Origin of the sequence: Polaromonas aquatica (assembly GCF_042659145.1) — a bacterium.
In the GTDB taxonomy this organism is placed as follows: Bacteria; Pseudomonadota; Gammaproteobacteria; order Burkholderiales; family Burkholderiaceae_C; genus Polaromonas; species Polaromonas aquatica.
Genome location: NZ_JBHSRS010000002.1, coordinates 1 through 23676, shown reverse-complemented (window position 1 = coordinate 23676; position 23676 = coordinate 1). Strand labels below are relative to the sequence as shown.

Here is a 23676-nt window from a genome sequence, read left to right as displayed (position 1 = left end):
ATCAGGCTTTCCCTTCTACTCTTGATTTGCCTTGCGGCTGGCGGTTTGCCTGTGCATCGCCGGACTCGCCAACGACACGATTTCCCTCGATGGAACGGCCTCCGCTGATCATCATGTCGCGGTACTCTTCTTCAGTCATGCCCGTCATGCTGCCGGCCATCTGCTGAAAACTCTTGCCATGGGTGGAGCCCAGCTTGGCCAGAAAGTAGATGTTGCCGCCCAGCGAGATGGCCTTGTTCAGGTCCTGGTCAAGTACAGCCTGCTTCTGGTCTTCGGTCATCGGCCATTCATCAACATACGCACGCTGGTTGGCCTTGAACCGTTCACGATTCTCCGGCTTCATCAGCGACATGCAAAACTGGTTGAGCCAGTAGCCCTGGCGCGACTGGTCCATGTCGAACAGCGTCGTGCCGGGCACATCAAGGTAAGGTTTTTCGAGAGACATGAATCAGCTCCAGTAGAGGCGGGTCGGATTGTCCACAAGGAGTTTTTTCTGCAATTCCGGTGTGGTGGCGATATGCGGGATGAAGTCCACCAGCAAGCCGTCATCGGGCATGTGGTCCTTGAGGTTCGGGTGCGGCCAGTCGGTGCCCCACAGCACGCGGTCCGGGAAGGTATCCACAATGCGTTTTGCGAAAGGCACGACGTCGCGGTAGGCGTTCTGCTCGCCGTCCAGCGCTTTCGGGCCGGCGACGGACAGGCGTTCCGGGCAGGTGACCTTGCTCCAAACATTGGGGTGCTCACGCATGAACTTGACGAACAGCTCAAACTCCGGTCCATCGACCGGTTTGGTCACATCGGGGCGACCCATGTGGTCCACCACCACGGTTGTCGGCAGCGCGGTGAAAAAGTCCCACAGCTCGGGCAGGTCCACCGCCTCGAAATAAATCACCACGTGCCAGCCCAGGGGCTTGATGCGGTTGGCGATTTCTATCAGCTCGTCCTTGGGCGTGAAGTCCACCAGGCGCTTGACAAAGTTGAAGCGCACGCCGCGCACGCCGGCGGCATGCATCTCCTGCAGTTCCTGGTCTGTGACGGAACGCTTGACCGTCGCCACACCGCGGGCCTTGCCATTGCTGTTGAGCAGCGCGTCCACCATGGCCCGGTTGTCCGCGCCATTGCAGGTGGCCTGCACCACCACATTCTTGTCAAAACCGAGGTGGTCGCGCAGCGCATACAGCTGCTGCTTGGAGGCATCGCAAGGTGTGTACTTGCGCTCAGGCGCATAGGGGAATTCGGCGCCCGGGCCGAACACGTGGCAATGCGCATCCACCGCTCCCTCGGGCAGCTTGAAAGTGGGTTTGCTCGGGCCGGTGTACCAGTCGAGCCAGCCAGGCGTTTTTGTGAAGCCGCCGCTTGTAGGTTTTGTCATGTCAATGCTCTTTTATCTTTTTCTGTCTTCAACTCAGTCGATGTATTTGAGTCCGGCTTTTTCCAGGGGTTCACGCATCTTGTACATGTCCAGGCCGAGCACGCCCGCGGCCAGCTTGGCGCGCTTTTCGGCTTCATTGCTTTCGCGCGCTTCGGCGGCATCGGCCACCTTTTGCGCCCATTCGGCCGGCACGATGACCACACCGTCGTCATCGGCCACCACGGCGTCGCCAGGGTTGACGCTGGCACCGGCGCACACCACAGGAATGTTCACGGAACCGATGGTTGCCTTGATGGTGCCCTTGGCGCTGATGCCCTTGCTCCACACCGGAAAACCCATGGCGGTGAGCTCTTTCACGTCGCGCACACCGGCGTCAATGATCAGCGCCTTTGCACCGCGCGCCATGAAGGACGTGGCCAGCAGGTCGCCGAAAAACCCGTCGCAATTGTCGGCCGTGATGGCGGCAATCACGATGTCGCCGGGCTGGATCTGCTCGGCCACCACGTGCATCATCCAGTTGTCGCCCGGGTGCAGCAGTACCGTGACGGCCGTGCCGGACACCAGCGCGCCGCTGTAAATCGGGCGCATGTAAGGTTTCATGAGGCCGACGCGGCCCATGGCCTCATGCACGGTCGCGACGCCGAAGCGGCCAAGTTTTTCCACCGCGGCCTTGTCGGCGCGGACGATGTTGCGTTTAACGATGCCAAGTTGTGTCATGTCTGTAGTTCCTGGAGATTCAGAGGCGGATCAAAGGTAGATCAACGGTTTTTGGCCTTGAGCTGGGCATCCAGCCTCGGGAACACGCGGCGCGCGTTGCCTTCGTACACCTGGTAGCGCTGCTCGGCGCTCAGCTGGGTGGATGCCTCGATGTAGCGTTTGGTGTCGTCGTAGTAATTGCCGGTTTCAGGGTCAATGCCGCGCACCGCGCCAATCATTTCGCTGGCAAACAGGATGTTCTTGACGGGAATCACCTTGGTCAGCAAGTCAATGCCCGGCTGGTGGTAAACGCAGGTGTCAAAGAAGATATTGTTCAGCAGGTGGTCCTGCAGCAAGGGTTTTTTCAGTTCCTGCGCCAGTCCGCGGAAACGGCCCCAGTGGTAAGGAACGGCGCCGCCGCCGTGCGGAATCAAAAACTTCAAGGTCGGGAAGTCCTTGAACAGGTCGCTGGTCAGGCACTGCATGAAGGCGGTGGTATCCGCGTTCAGGTAGTGCGCGCCCGTGGTGTGAAACGCATGGTTGCAGCTGGTGGACACATGCACCATGGCCGGGATGTCGTACTCGACCATCTTTTCGTAGATGGGATACCAGTGGCGATCCGACAGCGGTGGTGAGGTCCAATGGCCGCCCGACGGATCGGGGTTCAGGTTGATGCCGACGTTGCCGTACTGCTCAACACACTTCACCAGTTCGGGAATGCTGGTTTTCGGGTCCACGCCCGGCGATTGCGGCAGCATGGCCGCAGGTACAAAGTGGTCAGGGAAAAGCTGGCTCACGCGGTAGCACAGCTCATTGCAGATCGCAGCCCAGGTGGACGACACATTGAAGTCGCCGATGTGGTGCGCCATGAAACTTGCGCGCGGGCTGAAGATGGTCAGGTCGGAGCCGCGCTCTTTCATGAGGCGCAGCTGGTTTTGCTCTATGGTCTCGCGCAACTCGTCATCGCTGATCTTCAGGTCGCTGACCTTGGGCATCACCGATGGATCCTTGATGCCGGCGATCTGCTGGTTGCGCCAGGTTTCCAGAGCCTTGGGCGCCGTGGTGTAGTGACCGTGGCAGTCAATGATGATGGGTTTTTGAAGGCTCATTTTCTTAAGTCCTGAAGTTGTCTCGAATAAAGTAGTCTGAAGAAGTTATGCAGGGTCCATGCCATGGCGCTGCTTGACGGCGGCGGCTTCGGGCGATGCCATAAAGGCGATCAGGCTTCCAAGATTTTCACCCTGGGACGAAACCGCACAGCTGCCTGCTGAAAAAATGGTGGTGATGCTGACCGCTTCGGGCATGGTGCCGACAACGGCAATGCCTTCAAGGTGCATGAGTTCGCTCAGTTGCTGAAAACCCAGCGCCACCTCGCCACGCGCCACCAGCGTGCCCACGGGAACGCCCGGCGGGGCCTGCACGATTTTTGCCTTGAGCGCTTCAGCCATGCCCCAGCGCTCAAACAGTTTGACAAGTGCCGTGCCGCTGGGGCCAGTCGAATAACCGATGGTGGGTGCTGCCGCGATAGCGCTGCGCAACGCTGCCTCCGTGCTGATATCGGGCCGCGGCGCGCCGGCCTTGACAGCAATCGCCACGCTGGAGCGCACCAGGTCCACGCGGCTGCCGGCAAGCACCTGCCCGCCCGCGACCAGTTTGTCGATCGCGTCCGATGCCAGCACCACGCCGTCAAAGGCCTCCCCGGCCTGAACGCGTTTTGCGGCGTCCACACCGCCCACCGACTCAATGCTCACCTCCACGCCGCAAGCCTGTTGCCAGGCGGCTGCCAGTTCAGCCAGCACCTGGCGTGTGGCCATTGAGGAAATCAGTTTCAGCATAAAACTCCAGCAACTATTCCAGAAAATTCCTGATGGCCTGGATGGTGGCCTCGGGCCGCTCCATCAGCACCATGTGGCCGGCGTCTTCAATCACGGCAAGGCTTGCATGCGGCGCCAGCACCTGCATGGCAGTGTGCTGCGCCACGGTGGCCCAGCTGTCCTGCCGGCCGCACAGCAGCATGCAGGGTATCTTTAATGATGCCAGCACCGGGCTGGCATCCGGACGTGCCAGCAGTGCGTTTTGCTGCCGGGCAAACCGTTCGGCATTTTTATTCGCAAACATCCCGACGATGGACTCGATCAGGGCCGCATCACCGAGCCGGTCCGGATGCACCATGCCCTTGATCCATTCGGCGCACATGGCACGCACACCGTCTTTTTGGGCCAGTTCCACCAGGGCCATGCGCCCGGCTTTTTCGGTTTCACCCTTTTCGCCCTGGGCGCGCGGCAGGTAGCCGGTGTCCATCAATATGAGCTTTTGCACGCGGGAAGGCGCCAGGCGCACGATTTCCAGCGCGACGCGGCCGCCCATGGAATGGCCCGCCAGCGCAAATTGCGGCGGGGCAAGGGCCAACGCCGCTTCAGCCATGGCCGTGATGCTGTCAGCATCGCCGTAGTCCACGGCCTGGGCCTGCAAGGTGGCGGGCAGGCCGGCCATCAGGGGTTGCCAGAAGACCTCATCGCACATGAGGCCGGGAAGCAGCAATACATTGCCGGAAGATGGGGCGTCGGGAACTTTTTGCACCCATGAATTTTGCGCTGCAATAGCCCTTGAGGGAAGTTGACTGCGTCGCTAGCAGTTAGAACAAACGCGCATATCATTGCTTTTGCTATGCCAATTACACTAAGTGTATGGACCTGAAACAGCTGGAGTATTTTGTACGTGTAGCCGAACTGGGCAGTTTTACGCGGGCCTCGATCGCCCTGGATGTCGCCCAGCCGGCGTTGAGCCGCCAGATCAGGCTGCTGGAGGTGGAACTGCACCAAAGCCTGCTGACCCGCAATGGCCGCGGCGCCCTGCCCACGGAAGCCGGCAACCTGCTGCTCAAGCACGGGCGCGGCATCCTGCACCAGGTTGAGGTGGCGCGGGAAGAGCTGGGCGCCGTGCGTGGCGCCCTGGCCGGGCGCGTCTCCATAGGCCTGCCGCCGAGTTTGTCCCGGCTGATCACCGTACCCCTGACCCGCGCCTTCAGGCAGCACCTGCCGCAGGCGCACCTCACGCTGACCGAGGGTTTTTCGGTGCTGATGTATGAGGGCCTGCGGGTTGGCAACCTGGACATGGCCGTGCTCTACAACGCCGAGCACTCGCCGGAAGTGGAAATGATCACCCTGCACACGGAAGAGCTGGTATTCATCTCGCGCAGGACCGACGCCAAGCCGGATGCGGCCTCCACCTCGACCCGGGACGCCGTGCGCAACCGGCAGCCCATCAGCCTCTCGGAGGTGGCCGACCTGCCGCTCATTTTGCCCAGCCGCCCGAATGCCTTCCGCATCCTGATCGAGGGGGAGATGATCGCGATTGGCCGCAAACCGCAGGTTTCGCTGGAAGTCGACGGCCTGAACGCCATCCTGAGCCTGGTCAAGGAAGGCCTGGGCCACGCCGTGCTGCCCAGCTATACGCTGAGCAATTTTGATGATCCTGCGCCCTTCACGCTGCGCAGCATCCATTCGCCGCGCATCATGAGCCAGCTGATGCTGGTGCGCTCTGCGCGCAGGCCCAGCACCGAGACACAGAAAATAGCCATTGAAGTGGTGCAGTCCGTGCTGGCCGAGGCGATGGAGCCTTATTCCAAATAAGGGCGATGGCGGGCGAGGCACTGGCACAGCCGAATTGCCCATAGCTGATATAGCGGGATTGATCTGGCGGCAAATACCGGCGCTGGCGCACACTGTGCGACGGGTCCTAGGGGCAAAAAGAACGCTTTCGGGGCAAGCCAGACTAAAAACAATTGACAAGGTAAAGCATCTTGAAACCATTCACGGCCAAACTGCTGATCGCGGCCGCCGCACTGGCAACTCCCCTTATCCATGCGCAAACGGCCTATCCGGCACGACCCATCCGCATCGTGGTGCCATTCACACCGGGCGGCAGCACGGACATCCTGGCGCGCTCCATTGGCCTGGAGCTGACAAAAGCCTGGGGCCAGCCGGTCATCATCGACAACATACCCGGCGCGGGCGGCAGTGTGGGTGCCGACAAGGTGGCCAAGGCCCTGCCCGACGGCTATACGCTGCTGATGGGCCACATCGGCACCCTGGCCGTGAACCCCTCGCTGTACCCCGCCCTGCCCTATGACCCGGTCAAGAGTTTTGCACCCGTGGCCTGGGTGGCGCGTGTTCCCAACGTGCTGGTGGTGAACCCGCAGGTTAAGGCCAGTTCCGTCAAGGAACTGGTGGCGCTGGCCAAGGCGCATCCGGGCCAGCTCAACTACGGCTCGGGCGGCAACGGCAGCGCGGCCAACCTGGCCACCGAATACTTCAAGCTGCAAACCGGCGCTTCGATACTGCACATCCCCTATCGCGGTACGGCACCGGCCGTCACCGACCTGATGGGCGGGCAGATCCAGGTGCTGTTCACGGGTGCACCCGCCGTGCTCGGCCAGATCAAAAACGGCCAGCTGCGGGCGCTGGCCGTGTCCTCCCCGCAGCGCCTTGCCGCCCTGCCCGACCTGCCCACCGTGGCGGAGACGGGCTACAAGGACTTCGAGGCGGACCAGTGGTATGGCGTTGTAGCACCCGCCGGCACGCCGCGCGAGATCGTGGCAAAACTCAATGCGCAGATCAACCAGTCGCTGGGCTCACCCGAGCTCAAAACCCGGCTGACCAGCGAAGGCGCCATTGCCACACCCACCACACCGGAGGCCTTCGGGCAACTCATAGCCCGCGAAATCGCGCGCTGGAAACCCGTGATCCAGTCGGGCAGGGTCAAGGCTGATTAAAGCAAGCCGCCCGTTTTCAAGTCAGTATGTGCAAGTAACAAGAACCAGGAACCGGAGACAACATGCAAGCTTCATTCAAGATCAAATCGCTCATCACAGGTCTGGCCATCGCAGCGGCCGGCATGGCGTCGGCCCAAACGGCAGTGCCGATTTTTGGCCTGGTTGAGCTGAGCGGCACCGGCGCCACCTCGGGCAGCAATTTCGACAACGGCGTCAAGCTGGCTGTGAAAGAGATCAATGCCGCCGGCGGCATCCTGGGCCGCAAGGTCAACTATGTGTCCATGGACACGCAGTCGAATCCCGGCGTGGCCAAGGCGCTGGCGCAAAAGGCGGTGGACCAGGGGGCCTATGTGGTGATGGGGCCGGTGTTTTCGGGCTCCATCATGGTCAGCATGGCCGAGACGCGGCGCGCTGAAATCCCCAACTTCACTGGCGGCGAGGCGGCCTCCATCACCCAGCAGGGCAACCCCTACGTCTTCCGCACCTCGTTCACGCAGTCCACGGCCATGCCGAAGATCGCCAACTACATACGCGACACCGTCAAGGCCAAAACCGTGGACGTGATCTACGTCAACAACGACTTCGGCAAGGGCGGGCTGGACCTGATCAAGAAGGAACTTGAATCACGCGGCGTCAAGGTGCCCAACAGCATCTCGACCGAACCCGGCCAGCTGGATTTCAGCGCAGCGGTGCTCAGGTCCAAACAGTCCGGCAGCGATGCGGTTTTTGTCTACAGCAATGAAGAGGAGTCCGCCCGTGCGCTGCGCGAATTCCGCAAGCAGGGCTACAACAAGCCCCTGATAGGCGAGACCGTGCTGACCAGCCAGAAAGTCATAGAGCTGGCCGGCGATGCAGCCAACGGCGCCATCGCCCACGTGGGCCTGACGGCCGATGCGCCGCAGCCGCTGATCCGCAAGTTCAGCGACGCCTTCCAGGCCGAATACAAGATGAAGTCCGACCACAACGGCCTCAAGGGCTACAGCGGCATGTACATCGTCAAGGCCGTGACGGAAAAAGTCGGCAAGTTCGACCCCAAGGCTTTCGCTGCGGCCATGAAAGGCATTTCGCTGTCCGTCAAGGACAACCCCGGCATCCTGCTGGACGTGAGTTTTGACGCCAACGGCGACCTTGACCGCGAAAGCTACATGACCAAGGTGGAAAATGGCAAACAGGTCATCAGCAGCATCCTGCCGCCCGTAGGCCGCAAATAGACCGCAAATAAAGGAAACCACAGAAAATGAGTTCACACACCTTCGGGTTGGCCGGCATCATGGGCTGGCCCGTCGCGCATTCGCGCTCACCGCTGATCCACAACCACTGGATCCAGAAGTACGGTCTGACGGGTGCCTATGTGCAATTGCCGGTCGCGCCGAGCAAGCTCGACATCGCCATTCCGGGCCTGGCGGCGCTGGGCTTTCGCGGCTGCAACATCACCCTGCCGCACAAGGTGGATGCGCTCCAATTGATGGACGAGGTGGACGCCAACGCCAGACGCATGGGTGCGATGAACACCATCGTGGTCCAGCCTGACGGCTCGCTCAAGGGTTTCAACAACGACGGCTTTGGCTACATCCAGAGCCTGCTCGATGCAAAACCCGACTGGCGCGCCGATGCCGGCCCCGTCACGGTACTGGGCGCAGGCGGCGCGGCGCGGGCCGTGGTGCTGAGCCTGGCGGACCGCGGCGCAAAAGAGATCCGCCTGCTCAATCGCTCGCCCGAAAAAGCCCAGGCGCTGGCCGATGAATTTGGCGCGCCCGTCAAGGCCCTGCCCTGGAGCGAGCGGCATGCGGCACTGGCCGACGTGGCGCTGCTCGTCAACACTACCAGCCAGGGCATGCACGGCCAGCCGGACCTGGACCTGAAGCTCGATGCCCTGCCCCGCCACGCGCTGGTGTCGGACGTGATTTATGTGCCGCTTGAAACCCCCTTGCTGATCGCTGCACGCCAGCGCGGCAACCCCACCGTCAACGGCCTGGGCATGCTGCTGAACCAGGCGCGTCCGGCCTTCCACGCCTGGTTCGGCGTGATGCCGGAGATCACGCCCGAGTTGCGGCAAGCCATAGAAGCCACCCTGTGAACCTGCCCCGGGCGAGCATGGACGCATCGATCTACACCACGCCGAAGATCGACTGTCACTGCCATGTGCTGGACCCGCAAGGGTTTGCCTATGCCGCCGAGGTGGCCTACCGCCCGGCTGGCCAGGAGACCGGTTCCGCCGCCTACTTCGGGCAGGTACTGGATGCCTACGGCGTGCAGCACGCCCTGCTGGTCGGCCCCAACTCCGGCTACGGCACGGACAACCGCTGCCTGCTCAGCGCCATTGCAGCCAGCCCGCAGCGCTTCAAGGGCATTGCCGTGGTACCCAACGATGCGCCTGACACTTACCTGCAGGAACTCAAGGCGCAAGGCATTGTGGGCATCGCCTTCAACTTTGCCCTGCACGGGCCGGACCATTACCGCAATGCCGGGCCCTTGATGGCGCGGCTGGCGGCGCTGGACATGTTTGTGCAGGTGCAGGTCGAGATGGCGCAACTGCAAACACTGGCCCCCATGCTGCTGGCCTCGGGCGCGAAGCTGCTGGTCGACCATTGCGGCAGGCCGGACGTGCGCAGTGACATGGCAGGCGAAGGCTTTGGCGCGCTGCTGCGCCTGGCAGACAGCCGGCGCACCACGGTCAAGCTCTCGGGTTTTGCCAAGTTCTCCGCGCAGGACTTCCCGTTTGCGGACACCCACCCCTTTACCGCCGCACTGCTGGAAGCCTTTGGAGCAGACCATTGCGTCTGGGCCTCGGACTGGCCCTTTCTCAAGGCGTCCAAACGGCTTGACTACGGGCCGTTGCTGCAGTTGTTCGGACGCATGGTGCCCGATGAAAAAGACAGGCAAAAAATCCTCTGGCACACGCCGAAGCGGCTCTTCGGCTTTACCTGAAAACAAAAAGCGCCCTTCAGGCGCACTATCAATTTTGTAGCTGCCTGCGCGCATATACAGCCGGCCGCAAGCATATTTCCCTTTAAAAAAAGCAAAAAATCCCCGCCTGGATGGGGCGGGGATTTTTTTGTTTTTTGAATCAAAAGGGCTTGCAGCCCAGGTGAATAGCGCGCAACCAGCTATTACTTTTATAGCGGTTGCCGGCCTGTTGCGCGCGCCTTCCCCAGCAAAAGGAAGGCGTCACGCGCAGGCCGGGTCAGTTATCAGTCGGCCTGGATGCCGAATTCCTTGATGACCTTGGCATAACGGGTGTAGTCTGATGCAGTGAGCTTGCCCAGCGTGGCTGGCTCGCCGCCCACCGGCACCAATGCCAGGATGTTCATTTTCGACTGCACATCCGGCATCTTGAGGATATCGTTCATGGCGGTATTGAGCGTTTTCACGACATCCGCATGCATGCCCTTGGGGCCCATCAGGCCCTGCCAGGCGCCGACATTGACATCAGCAACACCAGCTTCAGCCAGCGTCGGCACATTGGGCTGCAACGGCGAGCGCTTTGGATCGGCCACCGCGATGTTCAGCAGCTTGCCGGTGGTGATGTGTGGCAGCACGGGACCCAGCGTCGTCCAGAACATGGGCACATGGCCTCCGACCAGGTCAACCACGGCCGGACCGCTGCCGCGATAAGGGACCTGCGCGATCTTGACATGCGCCGCCTTGTTGAAAGTCTCGCCGAGGATGTGCATGGGCGATCCGCTGCCCGGGCTGGCATAACCCTTGAGCTTGCCGGCCTTGGCTTCTTCCACCAGTTGCTTGACATTGGTGATGCCGGTTGCGGTGTTCACCACCAGGAACAGCGACTGGCTGCCGGCCTGAATGATGGGCGTGAAGTCGTTCAAGACGTCGTAAGCAGGGCCCGAGTTGGACTTCAACACCAGCGTGGCGGTTGAAATGGTGTTTGGCGTGAACAGCAGGGTGTAGCCGTCCGCCGGTGCCTTGGCGACGTAGGCGTTGCCGATGGTGCCGCTGGCGCCGGGTTTATTGTCCACAAGCACGGGCTGGCCAAAGCGGGTGGACAGCTTTTCCGCATACAGGCGGGCCAGCGCATCGGTGTCGCCGCCCGGCGGGAAGGACACGATGATGGTGATGGGTTTGCTGGGATATGCACCCTGCGCCATGGCCGGGCCAGAGACAAAGGATGCGGTCAGGGCGGCCATAACACCCATGAGGGCGATGACACGGCGGCGGGTGTTTTGCATAAAGACTCCTTGAGGTGAAAAAATAACCGGGGGACTAAAACGGTAAAAAAGAAAGAAAGAAAAAAGGCGCGAAGGTTTATGTGGACTGCCTGTTTGCAATCGCAGCATAGGCAACTATCTCAATTTTCATGCCAGGCGCAACCAGCGCGACCCCTGCGCTGGAGCGGTTCGGGTACGGCGCTTTGAAAAACTCGCGGTACACCTCGTCAATCACCGGCATGTCGGCCACGTCGGTCATGTAGATCAGCACCTGGGCCACATCATCAAGCGTGCCGCCGGCGGCTTCCAGCGCCATCTTCAGGTTGGAGAAAGTCAGGCGCGCCTGGTCTTCGATGGGGCCGGTGTCCAGGCTGCCGTCCTTGCGCACGGGACCATGGCCCGTGAACAAGATGCCGGCAGACTTCACCGCCCACGAGAACGGTTGTTTGAGCGGCGGCAGGCCTATGTCTATGACTTCTTTCATGCTGTGGTTTCACTTGTGAATTTTGCAAGCTGCTGATACCAGGGATGGTGCGCGTCACGCAGCGATGTGTGCGCCTGAAAGTGGTCCTGCCCCTGCATGATGCGCAGATCGACACCGGCCTGCTGCAGCTTCAGCAGTTCACGGATGCGCAGGTTGGAGCGCTGCACACGCTCGCTGTCATGTTCGCCATAGCTCAGGTAAAACGGCACGCTGTTGCCCGCCGTCCAGCATATCGGGCTCATCACCGCATCCTGCGCCGTGTCTTGCAGCACCATGCTGTAAACCCGTTCTTCCAGGCTGCCCGGTGCGGGCGAGGGGTGGTACAGATCCATGATGCCGCTGATGGGCAGGCAGGCACGAACCGCGCCCTGCCGCACGCCAAATCGCGCACGGTCCACCGGGCGCAGTGCAACCAGCGAAGCCAAGTGCGCACCGGCCGAATGCCCGCCCAGGTACAGGCGATCGGCATCGCCGCCCATGCGGCCTATGTACTGCACCACATGGCCCAGCATCTCAAGGCTGTCTTCAAAAGCAGCAGGCAACGGTGCCTCGGCAACAAGGCGGTAAGACGGTGACACCAGCACGCAGCCCAGGGCCGTGATGTGCGGCGCCATGAAGGCGTTGTAGTCGCGGTAGCCATTGGTCCAGCCGCCGCCGTGCCAGAACACCACGACAGGCGCATTCTTGGCGCCGGCCGGGCTGAAGACGTCGTAACGCTGCAGGCGGTTCTCGCCGTAGGCCACATCGCGCTGTATATCCATTCCGGCCGTAGGCAGCTCGCGCGCCCAGCTCATGACCTGGCAGGCGTAGTCTTCGGCTGCCTGGAACGGCATGGGTATTTGATGATCGGGATTCGCTTCTGCGTAAGTCAACATATGCATATGCGCGGATCGTACGAATATAAATTTTTTACGTCAATATAAATTTTGAAATTTCCGTAGAATTCACCCAAGATGCCCGATTTCGTTTCACCAGTGAAAGACAAGACCCTTGCCGACCGCGCTTTGCGGCTTTTGCGCGACGACATCCTGGCGGCGCGGCTGGCGCCTGACACACGCCTGCGTATCGCAGAACTGCAGAAGCGTTATGACCTCGGCATCAGCCCCCTGCGCGAGGCCCTGCTGCGTTTGATCAGTGAAGGTTTTGTGGTCGCCGAAGGGCAGCGCGGTTTTGCCGTGGCCTCCGTTTCACTGGCAGAACTCAAGGACCTCACGCGAGCCCGTATCCGCCTTGAAGGCCTTTTGCTGTCCGAGGCCATCGCCCTCGGCGACGCCGAATGGGAAACCGGCATCGTCGCGGCCTTTCACCGCCTGTCGCGCACACCGCTGCCGGAAGACCTGCACGACGTGCAGGCCACGGCGCACTGGGAGTCCTGCCACCGGGCTTTTCATGATGCGCTGGTGGCGGGTTGCGGCTCACCCTGGCTGCTGCGAATGCACGCCCAGCTCGGCGAGCACTCCGAAAGATACCGGCGCATCCGGCTGTTCCATTCGGTGGCGCCGGCGCAGATGATCCGCAATGTCAACGACGAACACCAGTCCTTGATGCAGGCCATGCTTGACCGCGATGCACCGCGTGCCATCGCACTGGTGCAAAGCCACCTGACCAATACCGCCAACGCGGTCGCCAGCTTCTGGCAGCCTGAAGCGCCGTAAACCCGGGGCAGCATCGCCCTGGTGGCCGGCTTACAAGCCAAACTAGCTTCTGACCCACGTAGTGTGAGCGCAACCAGCTATCAAATTTATAGTACTACAGCGGCTTGCGGGCAGCCAGAAGCTTGTCGGCGTAATCCTGCCAGCGGGCATCCTTGCCGACGCCGCTGAACACACCGGCCCTGGCCTGGTCTGCCACCCACTGCTGTTTGTCGGCAATCGAGGCCGTCATGTAGGGCTCAAAACCGGCCTCGCGCACGGTGTTGGCCGACTCGCGCATTTCTTCGGCGCGGCGCTGTCCGTGCTGGACCACGCGGCTGAAAAAGTAGGCACCGGTTTTTTCCCAGTCTATGCTGGGGAAGGTCTCGGCCAGCGTGGGCAACACGTGGTCCTCGACACCGTAAGCCCTGGCGGTGGCATAACTCTCTATCACCAATGCCTCCAGCCCCTTGATCATCACGCTGCGACACATCTTGATGGCGCTGGCCACGCCGAGCTTGTCGCTGACGGCTTTGGCGTCCATGCCCCAGGCGGTCAGCACAACAGCCAGTTCGGCCGCCTGTGCGCCGCCCAGCAGCATGGGCACCTTGATGCCATAAGGCGGCACCGACGTCATGACACCCGCCTCCACATAACGTGCGCCGGCCGCTTCAATCAGTTCGGCACTGCGTTGTTTGGTGCCCGGCGAAGCCGAGTTGAGGTCCAGGTACACGCTGCCGGGGAGAATGTGTTTGGCGGCTTCCTCTGCCACAGCCAGGCTTTGCGAGGCCGTGACCGCCGCAATCACCAGTTCGCTCGCCTCGCAAAGCGCCTTGGCCGACAGATGCACGGTGACACCGGCCTGGCGGGCATGGGCCAGTTCGGCCTGGGCCTTGTCACCGACAAACTTGAGGTCCCAGGCGCCCATGGCCTCAACGCCGTGCTGCGACTTCAGGCCGGCACTGAAAATCTTGCCGACCTCGCCATAACCAATCAATCCGATGCTCTGGAATTTCACGGCAGCCACCTGGGTACGGGATGTTTTGTTTATTGCGTAGGGATTTTTGCGCGTGTGATCACTTCGGACCAGCGCTTGATCTCGGCCGTCAGCAGGTCGTTGAGCTGTGCAGGCGTGCTGGGGGTGGCTTCGATGTTCAGGTCCAGCAAACGCTTTTTGACGTCAGGCGAATTGAGCGCGGCCTGCACTTCGCGGTTCAGGCGGGCGATCACGTCTTTTGGCGTTTTGGCAGGTGCCGCCAATGCATTCCAGGATGCGGCGCTAAAGCCGGTCAGGCCGCTTTGGGCTGCCGTGGGCACGTCCTTCAATGCCACCGAGCGTTTGTCGCCAAACACGGCCAGCGCACGCAGCGCACTGGCGTTGATCTGCGGCAGCATGGGGCTCAGGATCTCGACTGCAGCGTCGATCTGGCCGCCGCGCAAGGCGGTAATGACGGCCGGCGTGCCGTTGAAAGGCACAACCTGCGCCTGGATATTGGCGCTGGTCTTGAACAGTTCGGCCGCCAGGTTTTGCGTGCTGCCGACGTTGATCGTGCCGATGTTCAGCTTGCCAGGATTGGCACGCGCGTAGGCCAGCAGTTCACCCAGTGTCTTGAAAGGCGAGTTTTGCGGCACCACCACGGCGATGTCGAAGAATCCCAGCGTGGACACGGGCGCGAAGTCCTTCAGGGTGTCAAACGGCAGGTTCTTGAACAGGCCTGCGCTCACAGCCGTACCGTTGGACATCAGCAGCAGGGTATGGCCGTCCGGCTCTGCCTTGGCCACGTTGTCGCCGGCCACCACGCCGCCGGCGCCGGGCTTGTTCTCGATCACGACAGCCTGCCCCATGGAATCGGCCATTTTCTGGGCCACGATGCGGGCCGTCAGGTCGGCCACGCCGCCGGCGCCGAAAGGCACCACGATCTTGATGGCACGTGATGAAAGCGGCTGGGCGTGAGCCGTCAGGGCCAACCCGAGGGCGGCAACCAGGCCAAAAACGGAACGGCGAAGAATGGGTGTCATGGCAATTAGTCTCTCAAAGAAATAGATACAGGAGCGCAACCCTTGACTATGCGCCAGCCAGGGTCATGCCGCAACAACCATATCCCACAACGTGTTATTCAATTTCGTTATGGGATTAGCAGAGGCGCGGGGCTCAGCCTGCAGCAGCGATCTGGCGCAGGGCCTGCTCAAACACCTCGGCTGGCTGGCCGCCGGAGATCAGGTGACGGTCGTTGATGATGATTGCCGGCACCGAATGGATGCCCTGGCGCTGATAAAACTGCTCGCGCTCACGCACCTCGGCCGCATAGGTGTCCGAGGCCAGGATCTCGCGCGCCTTGTCCACATCCAGCCCGACCTCGCCGGCCACGCGCACCAGCACCTCGTGCGAGCCCGGGCTTTGGCCGTCGGTGAAATAGGCCTTGAACAGCGCTTCTTTCAGCGCCTTCTGTTTGGCCGGGCTGACCAGTTCCGCCCAATGCAGCAAACGGTGTGCATCAAACGTGTTGTAAATGCGGCTGCGCCCGCCGCCGGGTTCATCGGCCATGCTGAACTTGAAACCCACCTGCTCGCCGCGCACGCGGATGTTCTCGCGGTTGGCCTGCGCCTGGGCTGGGCTGATGCCGTACTTTTCGGTGATGTGCTCGGTGATTTCCTGGCCTTCTGGAACCATCTTGGGGTTGAGCTCGAAGGGCTGGAAGTGCAGCTCGGTCGTGATGTTGTCATTACCCACGCGCGTGATGGCTTCATCCAGCGATTTCAGGCCAATCGCGCACCAGGGGCATGAAACGTCGGAAACAAAATCAATCTTGAGTGGAGTGGTCATGGTTATGCCTCGAAAAAATAGGTGAAGTGGCACGCAGGCCCTGCGCAAGGTATTGAAGCTGAAGCGATTTTCGCCCGAAGCCTCTGGGTTTGTTTCCAGTTGCTCCCATTTCCCCCAATTTCAAGAAACTGTCACACAAGCTTTTTATGCTCGCCAGGGTAGAACCCCACACAAACTCTGGAATAAAAAATGTCCGACCTGGCTCACCCCGCCCCACCTTCCCGCCTTTCACGCCCTTCACGCCGTGAAGCCCTGAAGTTCATCACCGCAGCCCCCATGCTGCCGCTGGGCGCATTCGCATCCACTTCGCTGCTCTCCGCCTGCGCGACGACAACGGCAGGCCCGGCCGCAAGCGGCAGCTACGCGGCGTCCAGTTTCAGCTCCATGGCCGCGCCAACACTGGCCAACCCCGCCGCCATGGCCACCACCACGGTGGCCTCCGGCCTGAAAGTGCAGTTCAAGGACAACAGCACACAAAACTACAAGCTGGCCTACCAGCCCTTCTTTGTCACAGGCGATATGGTTCCGGACGGCAAAGGCGGCAAGGTTCTGGCCGGCGGTTACTACGACATCCTGAACAAGCCCATCCTTGACACCTCCGTGCCCGCCAAAACCCGGCACTTTTTCTCGGACAGCCCGGACGGCACCTCGCTGCTGAAACTGCCGCAGGCCAACGTCAAGGGCGTCAAGGGCAATGCCGTGTTTGCCGTCGTGCAGTTTGAATACACCACCCGCGACAACGCCGGCGAAGACACCTACGGCCTGCTACCCTCCCCCATCGCCGTGCTGACGCTGGACCAGGACCCGGCCACAGGCAAGCTCAGCCTGGTGTCGTATCACAACGTCGACACCTCATCGGTCAACGGTTTGTGGATCACCTGCGGCGCCAGCCTCTCGCCATGGAACACCCATCTGTCCAGCGAAGAGTACGAACCCGATGCGCCGTTTGCTGCGCAGGACAAGCGTTTCCAGGCCTACAGCAAACACCTGTTCGGCGCCGAGAACGTTGCCAACCCCTACCACTACGGCCACATGCCAGAAGTCACCGTCAACCCTGACGGCAGCGGCAGCATCAAAAAGCACTTCAACATGGGCCGCATCTCGCACGAGCTGGTGCAGGTCATGCCGGACAACCGCACCGTGCTGATGGGTGACGACGCCACCAACAGCGGACTGTTTGTTTTTGTCGCCGACAAGGAAAAAGACCTGTCCTCCGGCACGCTCTATGTGGGCAAGCTGGGCGCAGGTTTCTCCATTGACCCGTCGGCGGCAGGCGCCGGCATCAGCTGGATCAAGCTGGGTCACGCAAAGAGCGAAGAAATCGAAAAGATGGCCGACACGCTCAAGCCGTCCGACATCATGACAGTCAGCAAGACCGACCCGGGCGATGCAAGTTTCACCAAGGTCTTCTACAACGGCAGCCCGAACTGGATCAAGGTCAAGCCCGGCATGGAAAAGGCCGCGGCCTTCCTGGAAACGCACCGCTACGCCTACCTGATGGGCGGCAGCATGGGTTTTTCAAAAATGGAAGGCACCACCGTCAACATCAAGGACAAGGTGGCCTACTCTGCCCTGCAGAACATCCAGGACTCCATGGTCAAAACCGGCAAGGGCTGGAACTCGGCCAGCGGCATTGCACTGGACAAGCCCCTGATCGCAGGCGGCGTGATGGCGCACAAGCTGGCCGGCGGCCAGAAGGACCAGAGCGGCGCAGCGATCAACAGCGAATGGATGCCGGTGCACACCAAAGCGCTGATCATCGGCGAAGACATTGCCGCCGATGCACTGGGCAACAAGTCCAACCCCAACCTGATCGCCAACCCCGACAACCTGAAGTTCTCCGAAAAAATGCGCACGCTTTTTATCGGTGAAGACAGCGGCTCGCACGTGAACAACTTCCTCTGGGCCTACAACATCGACACCAAAGAACTGTCACGCCTGATGTCCATGCCCGCCGGTGCAGAAGCAACTGGGCTGCACGTGGTGGACGACCTCAACGGCTGGACCTACATCATGAGCAACTTCCAGCATGCCGGCGACTGGAATGCGCTGCACGGCAAGGTACAGGCCACGCTGGACCCGCTGGTGCGCGCCAACTACAAGGACCGCTTTGGCGCGGCGGTGGGCTACCTGACGGCCGACCCCACAGGCATCAAGCTGGCCTGACCCTCTCCCGCACCGGTCACCGGGGCCGCGCAAAGGTGAAGAATGGGCTGACGCCTGTTCTTCACCTTTTTGCATTCTGGCATGGTCGTTTTCAAATACTTGACAAAGTCAAACATTTAGTTGACGATAGACAATATGGCATCGTCAATACAACCCACACCCCAGATACAGGCCGTACGCGGATTCAACCGTTTCTACACCCAGCGCATTGGCGTGCTGGCGCCCTACCTCGGCAGCGAGTTCTCGCTCACCGAGGTGCGCGTGCTGTACGAGCTGGCGCAGCGCGACCAGCCGACGGCTTCGGAGTTGGCGCAAGACCTGGCGCTGGACGCCGGTTACCTGAGCCGCATCCTGCGCCGCTTTGAAAGCCAGGGCTGGCTGGCGCGGGCGCCCTCTGTCGCAGATGCCAGGCAAAGCCTGCTCAGGCTGACGCCCGCCGGGCACAAGGTGTTTGCCCCGTTGCAGCAGCAGTCCAACGACGAGGCTGCAGCTTTGCTGGCGGGGCTTTCATCTGCAGAGCAGCAAAATCTTGTGGCCGCCATGGGCACCTTGCAGCGGCTGCTGGCGCCGCTCGGCCAGCCGGCGGCAACCCGCACCATCGTCCTGCGCGACCCGAAACCCGGCGACATGGGCTGGGTGGTACAGCAGCATGCCGAAATCTATGCGCGTGAGTATGGCTGGAACAGCGAGTTCGAGGCGCTGGTGGCCGACATCGCCGGCAAATACCTTAAAAACTTCCAGCCGGACTTTGAAAAGTGCTGGATCGCCGAACTGGACGGCCTGCGGGTTGGCGCAGTGTTTGTGGTGCGCAAATCGGCCACAGTGGCGCAGCTGCGCATGCTGATCCTCGCGCCGGAAGCGCGCGGGCTGGGCCTCGGTGGCCGGCTCACTGACGAGTGCATTGCCTTTGCACGCAACAAGGGCTACAAAAAAATGCAGCTCTGGACCAACAGCTGCCTGGATGCGGCCCGCGCGATCTATGCCAAACGCGGCTTCCGGCTGACCAAGAGCGAGCCCTACTACGGCTTTGGGCACGACCTGGTGGGTGAAACATGGGAACTACGGTTTTAGCCTGTAACGCGCATGCGGCTTCTTACCCGGATTTGGAACGTATCTACGACCTCAGAAGGCATGAAAAAATCCTAACGAACCGCATGGGATCTAACCTCGCTGTGGATTGATTCACGCCTTCTCAAGCGCCAGACAAGTTGACCTGCAACGCAACCCGCGTTCCGCCCGGCGCCGACTCCAGCTGCAACGCACTGCCCAGCCGACGTGCCCGCGCCCGCATGCTGCGCAGCCCAGCGCCGCTTGCCTGGTCGGCGGCATCAAGCGCAAAGCCGCGCCCGTCGTCCTGCACCGCCAGCAGCAGCGTATCACCGCTGCGCAGCACGCTTACGTCCACGCGCCTGGCACCGCTGTGCTTGAGCACATTGGCCAGCGCCTCCTGCAAAAACCGCAACAGATCCAGGCTTTGCGACGGAGGCAGTTCGAGTGCGGCCAGGCCCGACACCTGCCATCGGCAATCGATGCCGTTGGCATCGAGCAGTTGCGTCGTACGGTGGCGCAGCGGGGACAGCAATTCCTCGAAACTGTGCGAGCCTTCGTCGCGGCCGCTGGCCTCGACAATCAGCCGCAGTTCGTCACGCAGGCTCTTGAGCATGTCGAGCAATTGTGGAGCCGACTGCCTGCTGGGCGCATGTTCCAGCGTCGCAATGCTGCCAACGAGCATGCTGCCCAGACCATCGTGCAGATCGCTCACGAGCTTGACCCGCTCGCCAATGCGCGCGTGCGCCAGCTCCAGCGCATGGCGCTGCGCCAGCGTGCTGGCCAGCTCGGCCCTGGCCGCCGCCACTTCCTCGACCAGTTCCGTATTGAAGTTCTCGATGCGCTTGAGGCTTTGTACGAAGCGGCCGGCCAGAACCAATGCCATTCCGAACACCAGCACATACGAGGTCATGGCCGAGTAATAAACGTTGCTGTCGAGTATCTGCAGAAACACCAGCAGATCGTGCAGGCCGGCCAGGCCGCCGACTAGCATGAACGGAGCCAGCGCAAAGAGGTGCCTCGTTCGCACCAGGCAAGCGTAGACCACGTAAGCACCGCTCGCCAGCGTTGAAACCACGATCGCAACCACCGTCCACAGGCTCCGGTGCAGACCCATCGCGGCCGGAGCGACAAGCCACAGGTCGAGCCAGCAGGCCAGCGCCAGCAGCGCCAGGCCGGCTTCGAAGCGCGGCAACCGCCGCTCGCAAAAACGCAGTGCGAACAAAGCGAAGCTGCAGCAAAACGCCATCAGCAAGGAGGTGCTGAATGCCTGCCAGCCATCGGTGGTGGCAAACGGCCAGGGACTGGTCACGACCTGGTTAAGCGCGAACACCACCCACAGAAAAGACATCAGCGCAAACCAGCCGTAGGCGGTTTCGCGTCGCCGCAACACCCACAGCGCGCCGAAAAACATCACCATCACGCCGCTGCTCGCCAGCCCCAGCACCTGCAGGTCGCGGCGTATCGTGCGCTGGTGTTCGTACAGCGGCCAGGTCGTGGTCGGCGGCCCGACCGTGACCGGGCCCAGCCCCGCCTGGTAGGCCGCCAGGCCCGACACGCGCACCAGCAGCGTATTGCCGGCGCCCGGGCGCAGCAGCGGCGCAGCCAACAGCCAGTACCGAGACGTGTTCCAGGACCGCGTGAGCGGCTCGACCAGGCTGGCATCGCGGCTGATGGGCGTCCCATTGAGCCAGACCACTCCCGCCATGCTCAGATGCTCCAGCAGCAGCCCCGCTTCAGGCGCATCCGCGGGCTGTTCCCAGCGCAAGCGGTACCACACCACGCCGTCGAAACCGGGCCAGCGCTCTGCCCACATGTCAGGTAGCACGACTGGCGTCCAACCCTCGGCCGGCGGCACTTCGTCGTGCCAGCCCGCGGCACGCACCGCCTCAACGTGCAGTTGCGGCGCGGGCTCTGCATGTGCTTTCGCTGGCAGCGCCAGCAGCATCCACAGGCCGGCCAGCAGCCCTAAGATCAGCGCAGCAAGCCCTGCGCGCGTGCCCGGTAGACCGCCTCGGTGCGCGAGTTCACGGCCAGCTTGCGGTAGATGTTTTTGGTATGGCATTCAACGGTCAACCTGGAAATTGAGAGTGTTTCGGCCATCTCGCGGTTGCTCAGGCCCTGGGCTACCAGCTCGAGGATCTTGTTTTCGCGGCGACTCAGCGCCACTGCAGGCACCGCCGTTGGCCTGGCCAAGGCCACAGGCGTGTCATGGGCAAGCGGCTGCGGCTGGGTCAGCAGCGCCAGAATGCGCCGGGCGATGGCCGGGTCTATGGGCGCGCCACCCTGCGCAATGCTGCGCAGCGCCAACTCGAGCTCGATGTCGTCACGCTCCTTGAGCAGGTAGCCGATGGCCCCGGCCCGCAGCGCCGCCAGGATCACCTCCTCGGCGCGAAAAGCCGAGATCACCACCGCCGGCACCTGCGGTTGGCTGGCCTGCAGCTCGCCGACGAGTTCAACGCCGCTGCCGTCCGGCAGGCCGATGTCCACCAGCGCCACCCCAAAGCTGCGCTCAGCCAGCAAGGCCCTGGCCTGGGCCACGCTTTCCGCGACGGCTATGTGCTGTATGTCGCAGCCTGCGGCGGCCAGCACGCGGCACAAACGCCGCTGCATCACGGGATCGTCCTCGACGACCAGTGCGGGGCTCAGTGAGACGGTGACGACTTCTTCCTGCTGGGACGGGTGCATGACGGCGCGGGTTTTACCTGTTTTCGGGGATTGCTCGCAACTTCGGCTTTTTGTATCTTAAGCATTATTTTTCTCAACACAGCCAGGCAGTCCCCATTTCCGGCGCACCACGACATGAATCTCCAGCATTACAACGCCTTTGGCTGCGTTACCCCGACTTCACCATGAACATCGCCTACTGCAGCCTCTGGAACTCCGCTCTCGGCGCCTGGGTCGCCGTCTCTGAAATCACCCGGGCGCGTGGCAAGCGCAGCGGCGGCGGCAGCGCTGTCGTGAGGGGCGGTAGCGCGTTGGCGCTGACATTGCTGCTAGGCTGCACGCCGGCCTTCGCTGGCGGGGATGGGGGTTATGGCAGCGGTTATGCCGATCCCGCCTATCCGGGATCGAACTACAGCACTGGCAGCACCACCGGCATGGGCGGGCATGGGGGCGACTCCCCTAACATAAACAACGGCGGTGTCGGCGGCACCGTCGGCGTCGGCGGCCTCGGCGGCGTCGGCGGCGACGGCATCGGCGGCGACATCGGCGGCGGCGGCGGCGGCGGCGGCGGCGGCGGTACTGGCGCGGTCATGACAACAAACGGTGCTCCCAACAATACCCCGATCACCGGCGGCAGCGGCGGCAGCGGCAGCACAAGCACATCCAACCAGGGCGGCGGCGGCGGCGGCGGCGGCGCCGGTGTGATCGCGGGGCAAGGCCTCACCAGTTTCACCAACAACAGCACTGTCACAGGCGGCGGCGGTGGCGGCGGCGGTGTGGTCCCGGTCGTCGGCACCGTCATGGGCGGCGGCGGCGGCGGGGGCGCCGGTGTGCTGGGCAACGGAACGGCGTTGTTCACCATCACGAATAGCGCGGGCGCATCCATCACGGGCGGCAACGGAAGCAATGCAGGCAGAGGCTATGGCGGCCAGGGCGGCGCCGGCGAAGGCGGCGCGGTAGGCGGTAACCGTTTTGGAGATTTCGGCGCAGGCGGCGCAGGCATCGTTGGGAGCAACCTGGCCATCACCAATGCGGGCACCATCAGTGGTGGTTTGTCGGGCAATAACGTTCGTGCCAATGCCATCACCTTCACCGGCGGCAACAACAGCCTGACGCTGCAGACCGGCTCCGTTCTCACAGGCGACATAGATATCCGCAGTGGCGCCACGGCCAGCATCATGGCGGGAAATACCGGCCTCACAGTGAACAACGCACTTTTGCTGGGCGGCAACGGCACCGTGGACACCAATGGCAACGCCTTCGCGGTATCAGGCGTCATCTCGGGCGCTGGCAGCCTGAGCAAAACCGGCAACGGCACCTTAACCCTCACCGGGACCAACAACTACACAGGCGGCACCACCGTCACGGCAGGTGCATTGCAAGGCAACACCACCAGCTTGCGGGGCAACATCACCAACAACGCCGTCGTCAATTTCGACCAGGCGGCCAATGGCACATACAGCGGCGCCATGGGCGGCACCGGCGTACTCACCAAGACCGGCGCGGGCACCCTGGTGCTGACAGGCGCCAACAACTATTCCGGCGGCACCACCGTGGGAGCCGGCACCCTGCAGGGCAACACCACCAGCTTGCAGGGCAACATCACCAACAACGCCGTCGTCAATTTCGACCAGGCGGCCAATGGCACATACAGCGGCGCCATGGACGGCACCGGCGTACTCACCAAGACCGGCAACGGCACCTTAACCCTCACCGGGACCAACAACTACACAGGCGGCACCACCGTCACGGCAGGTGCATTGCAAGGCAACACCACCAGCTTGCAGGGCAACATCACCAACAACGCCGTCGTCAATTTCGACCAGGCGGCCAATGGCACATACAGCGG

The 23676-nt window shown here is 62.2% G+C and carries 23 protein-coding genes; 9 read left to right on the top strand and 14 right to left on the bottom strand.

Features of this window, described 5'->3' with window-relative positions; translation table 11 throughout:
- Position 1: 1 nt before the first annotated feature.
- The 6 genes from ligA to ACFQND_RS00750 all read right to left on the bottom strand — a co-directional run bounded on the left by ligA (position 2) and on the right by ACFQND_RS00750 (position 4648).
- Positions 2-445 (bottom strand): protocatechuate 4,5-dioxygenase subunit alpha, encoded by a 444-nt coding sequence (ligA, locus tag ACFQND_RS00775; RefSeq protein WP_371435375.1) that lies wholly within the window; start codon positions 443-445, stop codon positions 2-4.
- A 3-nt stretch (positions 446-448) separates the two neighbouring features.
- Complete coding sequence (locus ACFQND_RS00770) at positions 449-1372, bottom strand: amidohydrolase family protein (RefSeq protein WP_377411929.1); 924 nt, start codon at positions 1370-1372, stop codon at positions 449-451.
- Positions 1373-1405: 33 nt separating this feature from the next.
- Complete coding sequence (gene ligK, locus ACFQND_RS00765) at positions 1406-2089, bottom strand: 4-carboxy-4-hydroxy-2-oxoadipate aldolase/oxaloacetate decarboxylase (protein ID WP_377411926.1); 684 nt, start codon at positions 2087-2089, stop codon at positions 1406-1408.
- A 41-nt stretch (positions 2090-2130) separates the two neighbouring features.
- Complete coding sequence (locus ACFQND_RS00760; protein ID WP_371435392.1) at positions 2131-3159, bottom strand: amidohydrolase family protein; 1029 nt, start codon at positions 3157-3159, stop codon at positions 2131-2133.
- A 63-nt stretch (positions 3160-3222) separates the two neighbouring features.
- Positions 3223-3903, bottom strand: a complete 681-nt coding sequence (locus tag ACFQND_RS00755) for a substrate-binding domain-containing protein (protein WP_377411924.1) — start codon at positions 3901-3903, stop codon at positions 3223-3225.
- Positions 3904-3916: 13 nt separating this feature from the next.
- Positions 3917-4648, bottom strand: a complete 732-nt coding sequence (locus ACFQND_RS00750; RefSeq protein ID WP_377411921.1) for an alpha/beta fold hydrolase — start codon at positions 4646-4648, stop codon at positions 3917-3919.
- Positions 4649-4755: 107 nt separating this feature from the next.
- Here ACFQND_RS00750 and ACFQND_RS00745 point away from each other — a divergent pair, with 107 nt between their 5' ends.
- The 5 genes from ACFQND_RS00745 (at position 4756) to ACFQND_RS00725 (ending at position 9770) form a co-directional block, all read left to right on the top strand.
- Positions 4756-5700 (top strand): LysR substrate-binding domain-containing protein, encoded by a 945-nt coding sequence (locus tag ACFQND_RS00745; protein ID WP_371435370.1) that lies wholly within the window; start codon positions 4756-4758, stop codon positions 5698-5700.
- 170 nt (positions 5701-5870) lie between these two features.
- On the top strand, positions 5871-6842 hold the full coding sequence (locus ACFQND_RS00740) for a Bug family tripartite tricarboxylate transporter substrate binding protein (protein WP_371435369.1): 972 nt from the start codon (positions 5871-5873) through the stop codon (positions 6840-6842).
- A gap of 62 nt (positions 6843-6904) precedes the next feature.
- Positions 6905-8053 carry an ABC transporter substrate-binding protein gene (locus ACFQND_RS00735; protein WP_371435368.1) on the top strand — a complete coding sequence of 383 codons (1149 nt, stop codon included), beginning with the start codon at positions 6905-6907 and terminating at the stop codon, positions 8051-8053.
- A gap of 26 nt (positions 8054-8079) precedes the next feature.
- Positions 8080-8919 (top strand): shikimate dehydrogenase, encoded by an 840-nt coding sequence (locus ACFQND_RS00730; RefSeq protein WP_371435367.1) that lies wholly within the window; start codon positions 8080-8082, stop codon positions 8917-8919.
- On the top strand, positions 8916-9770 hold the full coding sequence (locus tag ACFQND_RS00725; protein WP_377411916.1) for an amidohydrolase family protein: 855 nt from the start codon (positions 8916-8918) through the stop codon (positions 9768-9770). Before ACFQND_RS00730 ends, ACFQND_RS00725 begins: the two co-directional genes overlap by 4 nt.
- Before the next feature lie 263 nt (positions 9771-10033).
- On the opposite strand, the gene ACFQND_RS00720 is transcribed toward ACFQND_RS00725, so the two are convergent.
- The 3 genes from ACFQND_RS00720 to ACFQND_RS00710 form a co-directional block, all read right to left on the bottom strand.
- Positions 10034-11029, bottom strand: coding sequence for a Bug family tripartite tricarboxylate transporter substrate binding protein (locus ACFQND_RS00720; RefSeq protein WP_371435365.1), 996 nt, complete (start codon positions 11027-11029; stop codon positions 10034-10036).
- A gap of 76 nt (positions 11030-11105) precedes the next feature.
- On the bottom strand, positions 11106-11492 hold the full coding sequence (locus tag ACFQND_RS00715) for a RidA family protein (RefSeq protein WP_371435364.1): 387 nt from the start codon (positions 11490-11492) through the stop codon (positions 11106-11108).
- Complete coding sequence (locus ACFQND_RS00710; RefSeq protein WP_371435363.1) at positions 11489-12367, bottom strand: alpha/beta hydrolase; 879 nt, start codon at positions 12365-12367, stop codon at positions 11489-11491. The genes ACFQND_RS00715 and ACFQND_RS00710 overlap by 4 nt, the downstream gene beginning before the upstream one ends.
- Before the next feature lie 78 nt (positions 12368-12445).
- On the opposite strand from ACFQND_RS00710, the gene ACFQND_RS00705 reads away from it, so the two are divergent.
- Complete coding sequence (locus ACFQND_RS00705) at positions 12446-13147, top strand: FCD domain-containing protein (RefSeq protein ID WP_371435362.1); 702 nt, start codon at positions 12446-12448, stop codon at positions 13145-13147.
- Between the two features lie 94 nt (positions 13148-13241).
- Here ACFQND_RS00705 and ACFQND_RS00700 read toward each other — a convergent pair whose 3' ends face one another.
- The 3 genes from ACFQND_RS00700 to ACFQND_RS00690 all read right to left on the bottom strand — a co-directional run bounded on the left by ACFQND_RS00700 (position 13242) and on the right by ACFQND_RS00690 (position 15947).
- Complete coding sequence (locus ACFQND_RS00700; protein WP_371435361.1) at positions 13242-14141, bottom strand: DUF1932 domain-containing protein; 900 nt, start codon at positions 14139-14141, stop codon at positions 13242-13244.
- A 29-nt stretch (positions 14142-14170) separates the two neighbouring features.
- Complete coding sequence (locus tag ACFQND_RS00695; RefSeq protein ID WP_371435360.1) at positions 14171-15142, bottom strand: Bug family tripartite tricarboxylate transporter substrate binding protein; 972 nt, start codon at positions 15140-15142, stop codon at positions 14171-14173.
- Between the two features lie 133 nt (positions 15143-15275).
- Positions 15276-15947, bottom strand: a complete 672-nt coding sequence (locus tag ACFQND_RS00690; protein WP_371435359.1) for a DsbA family oxidoreductase — start codon at positions 15945-15947, stop codon at positions 15276-15278.
- Positions 15948-16136: 189 nt separating this feature from the next.
- Between ACFQND_RS00690 and ACFQND_RS00685 the strand changes: the two genes are divergently transcribed.
- Both ACFQND_RS00685 and ACFQND_RS00680 read left to right on the top strand, forming a co-directional pair.
- Positions 16137-18113, top strand: a complete 1977-nt coding sequence (locus tag ACFQND_RS00685; RefSeq protein ID WP_371435358.1) for a PhoX family protein — start codon at positions 16137-16139, stop codon at positions 18111-18113.
- 135 nt (positions 18114-18248) lie between these two features.
- Entirely contained in the window at positions 18249-19184 is a 936-nt protein-coding gene (locus ACFQND_RS00680; protein WP_371435357.1) for a bifunctional helix-turn-helix transcriptional regulator/GNAT family N-acetyltransferase, read from the top strand.
- Positions 19185-19305: 121 nt separating this feature from the next.
- On the opposite strand, the gene ACFQND_RS00675 is transcribed toward ACFQND_RS00680, so the two are convergent.
- Both ACFQND_RS00675 and ACFQND_RS00670 read right to left on the bottom strand, forming a co-directional pair.
- Positions 19306-21225, bottom strand: coding sequence for a sensor histidine kinase (locus tag ACFQND_RS00675; RefSeq protein WP_371435356.1), 1920 nt, complete (start codon positions 21223-21225; stop codon positions 19306-19308).
- Positions 21135-21848, bottom strand: a complete 714-nt coding sequence (locus ACFQND_RS00670; RefSeq protein ID WP_371435355.1) for a response regulator — start codon at positions 21846-21848, stop codon at positions 21135-21137. The genes ACFQND_RS00675 and ACFQND_RS00670 overlap by 91 nt, the downstream gene beginning before the upstream one ends.
- Positions 21849-22012: 164 nt before the next feature.
- Here ACFQND_RS00670 and ACFQND_RS00665 point away from each other — a divergent pair.
- The coding region (locus ACFQND_RS00665; RefSeq protein WP_377411908.1) for an autotransporter-associated beta strand repeat-containing protein at positions 22013-23676 on the top strand (1664 nt) is incomplete at its 3' end.

Coding starts and splice junctions, on each gene's coding strand:
- ligA (WP_371435375.1), bottom strand. CDS start 445: ATGTCTCTCGAAAAACCTTACCTTGATGTGCCCGGCACGACGCTGTTC.
- ACFQND_RS00770 (WP_377411929.1), bottom strand. CDS start 1,372: ATGACAAAACCTACAAGCGGCGGCTTCACAAAAACGCCTGGCTGGCTC.
- ligK (WP_377411926.1), bottom strand. CDS start 2,089: ATGACACAACTTGGCATCGTTAAACGCAACATCGTCCGCGCCGACAAG.
- ACFQND_RS00755 (WP_377411924.1), bottom strand. CDS start 3,903: ATGCTGAAACTGATTTCCTCAATGGCCACACGCCAGGTGCTGGCTGAA.
- ACFQND_RS00745 (WP_371435370.1), top strand. CDS start 4,756: ATGGACCTGAAACAGCTGGAGTATTTTGTACGTGTAGCCGAACTGGGC.
- ACFQND_RS00735 (WP_371435368.1), top strand. CDS start 6,905: ATGCAAGCTTCATTCAAGATCAAATCGCTCATCACAGGTCTGGCCATC.
- ACFQND_RS00730 (WP_371435367.1), top strand. CDS start 8,080: ATGAGTTCACACACCTTCGGGTTGGCCGGCATCATGGGCTGGCCCGTC.
- ACFQND_RS00720 (WP_371435365.1), bottom strand. CDS start 11,029: ATGCAAAACACCCGCCGCCGTGTCATCGCCCTCATGGGTGTTATGGCC.
- ACFQND_RS00715 (WP_371435364.1), bottom strand. CDS start 11,492: ATGAAAGAAGTCATAGACATAGGCCTGCCGCCGCTCAAACAACCGTTC.
- ACFQND_RS00710 (WP_371435363.1), bottom strand. CDS start 12,367: ATGTTGACTTACGCAGAAGCGAATCCCGATCATCAAATACCCATGCCG.
- ACFQND_RS00705 (WP_371435362.1), top strand. CDS start 12,446: ATGCCCGATTTCGTTTCACCAGTGAAAGACAAGACCCTTGCCGACCGC.
- ACFQND_RS00695 (WP_371435360.1), bottom strand. CDS start 15,142: ATGACACCCATTCTTCGCCGTTCCGTTTTTGGCCTGGTTGCCGCCCTC.
- ACFQND_RS00690 (WP_371435359.1), bottom strand. CDS start 15,947: ATGACCACTCCACTCAAGATTGATTTTGTTTCCGACGTTTCATGCCCC.
- ACFQND_RS00685 (WP_371435358.1), top strand. CDS start 16,137: ATGTCCGACCTGGCTCACCCCGCCCCACCTTCCCGCCTTTCACGCCCT.
- ACFQND_RS00680 (WP_371435357.1), top strand. CDS start 18,249: ATGGCATCGTCAATACAACCCACACCCCAGATACAGGCCGTACGCGGA.
- ACFQND_RS00675 (WP_371435356.1), bottom strand. CDS start 21,225: ATGCCATACCAAAAACATCTACCGCAAGCTGGCCGTGAACTCGCGCAC.
- ACFQND_RS00670 (WP_371435355.1), bottom strand. CDS start 21,848: ATGCACCCGTCCCAGCAGGAAGAAGTCGTCACCGTCTCACTGAGCCCC.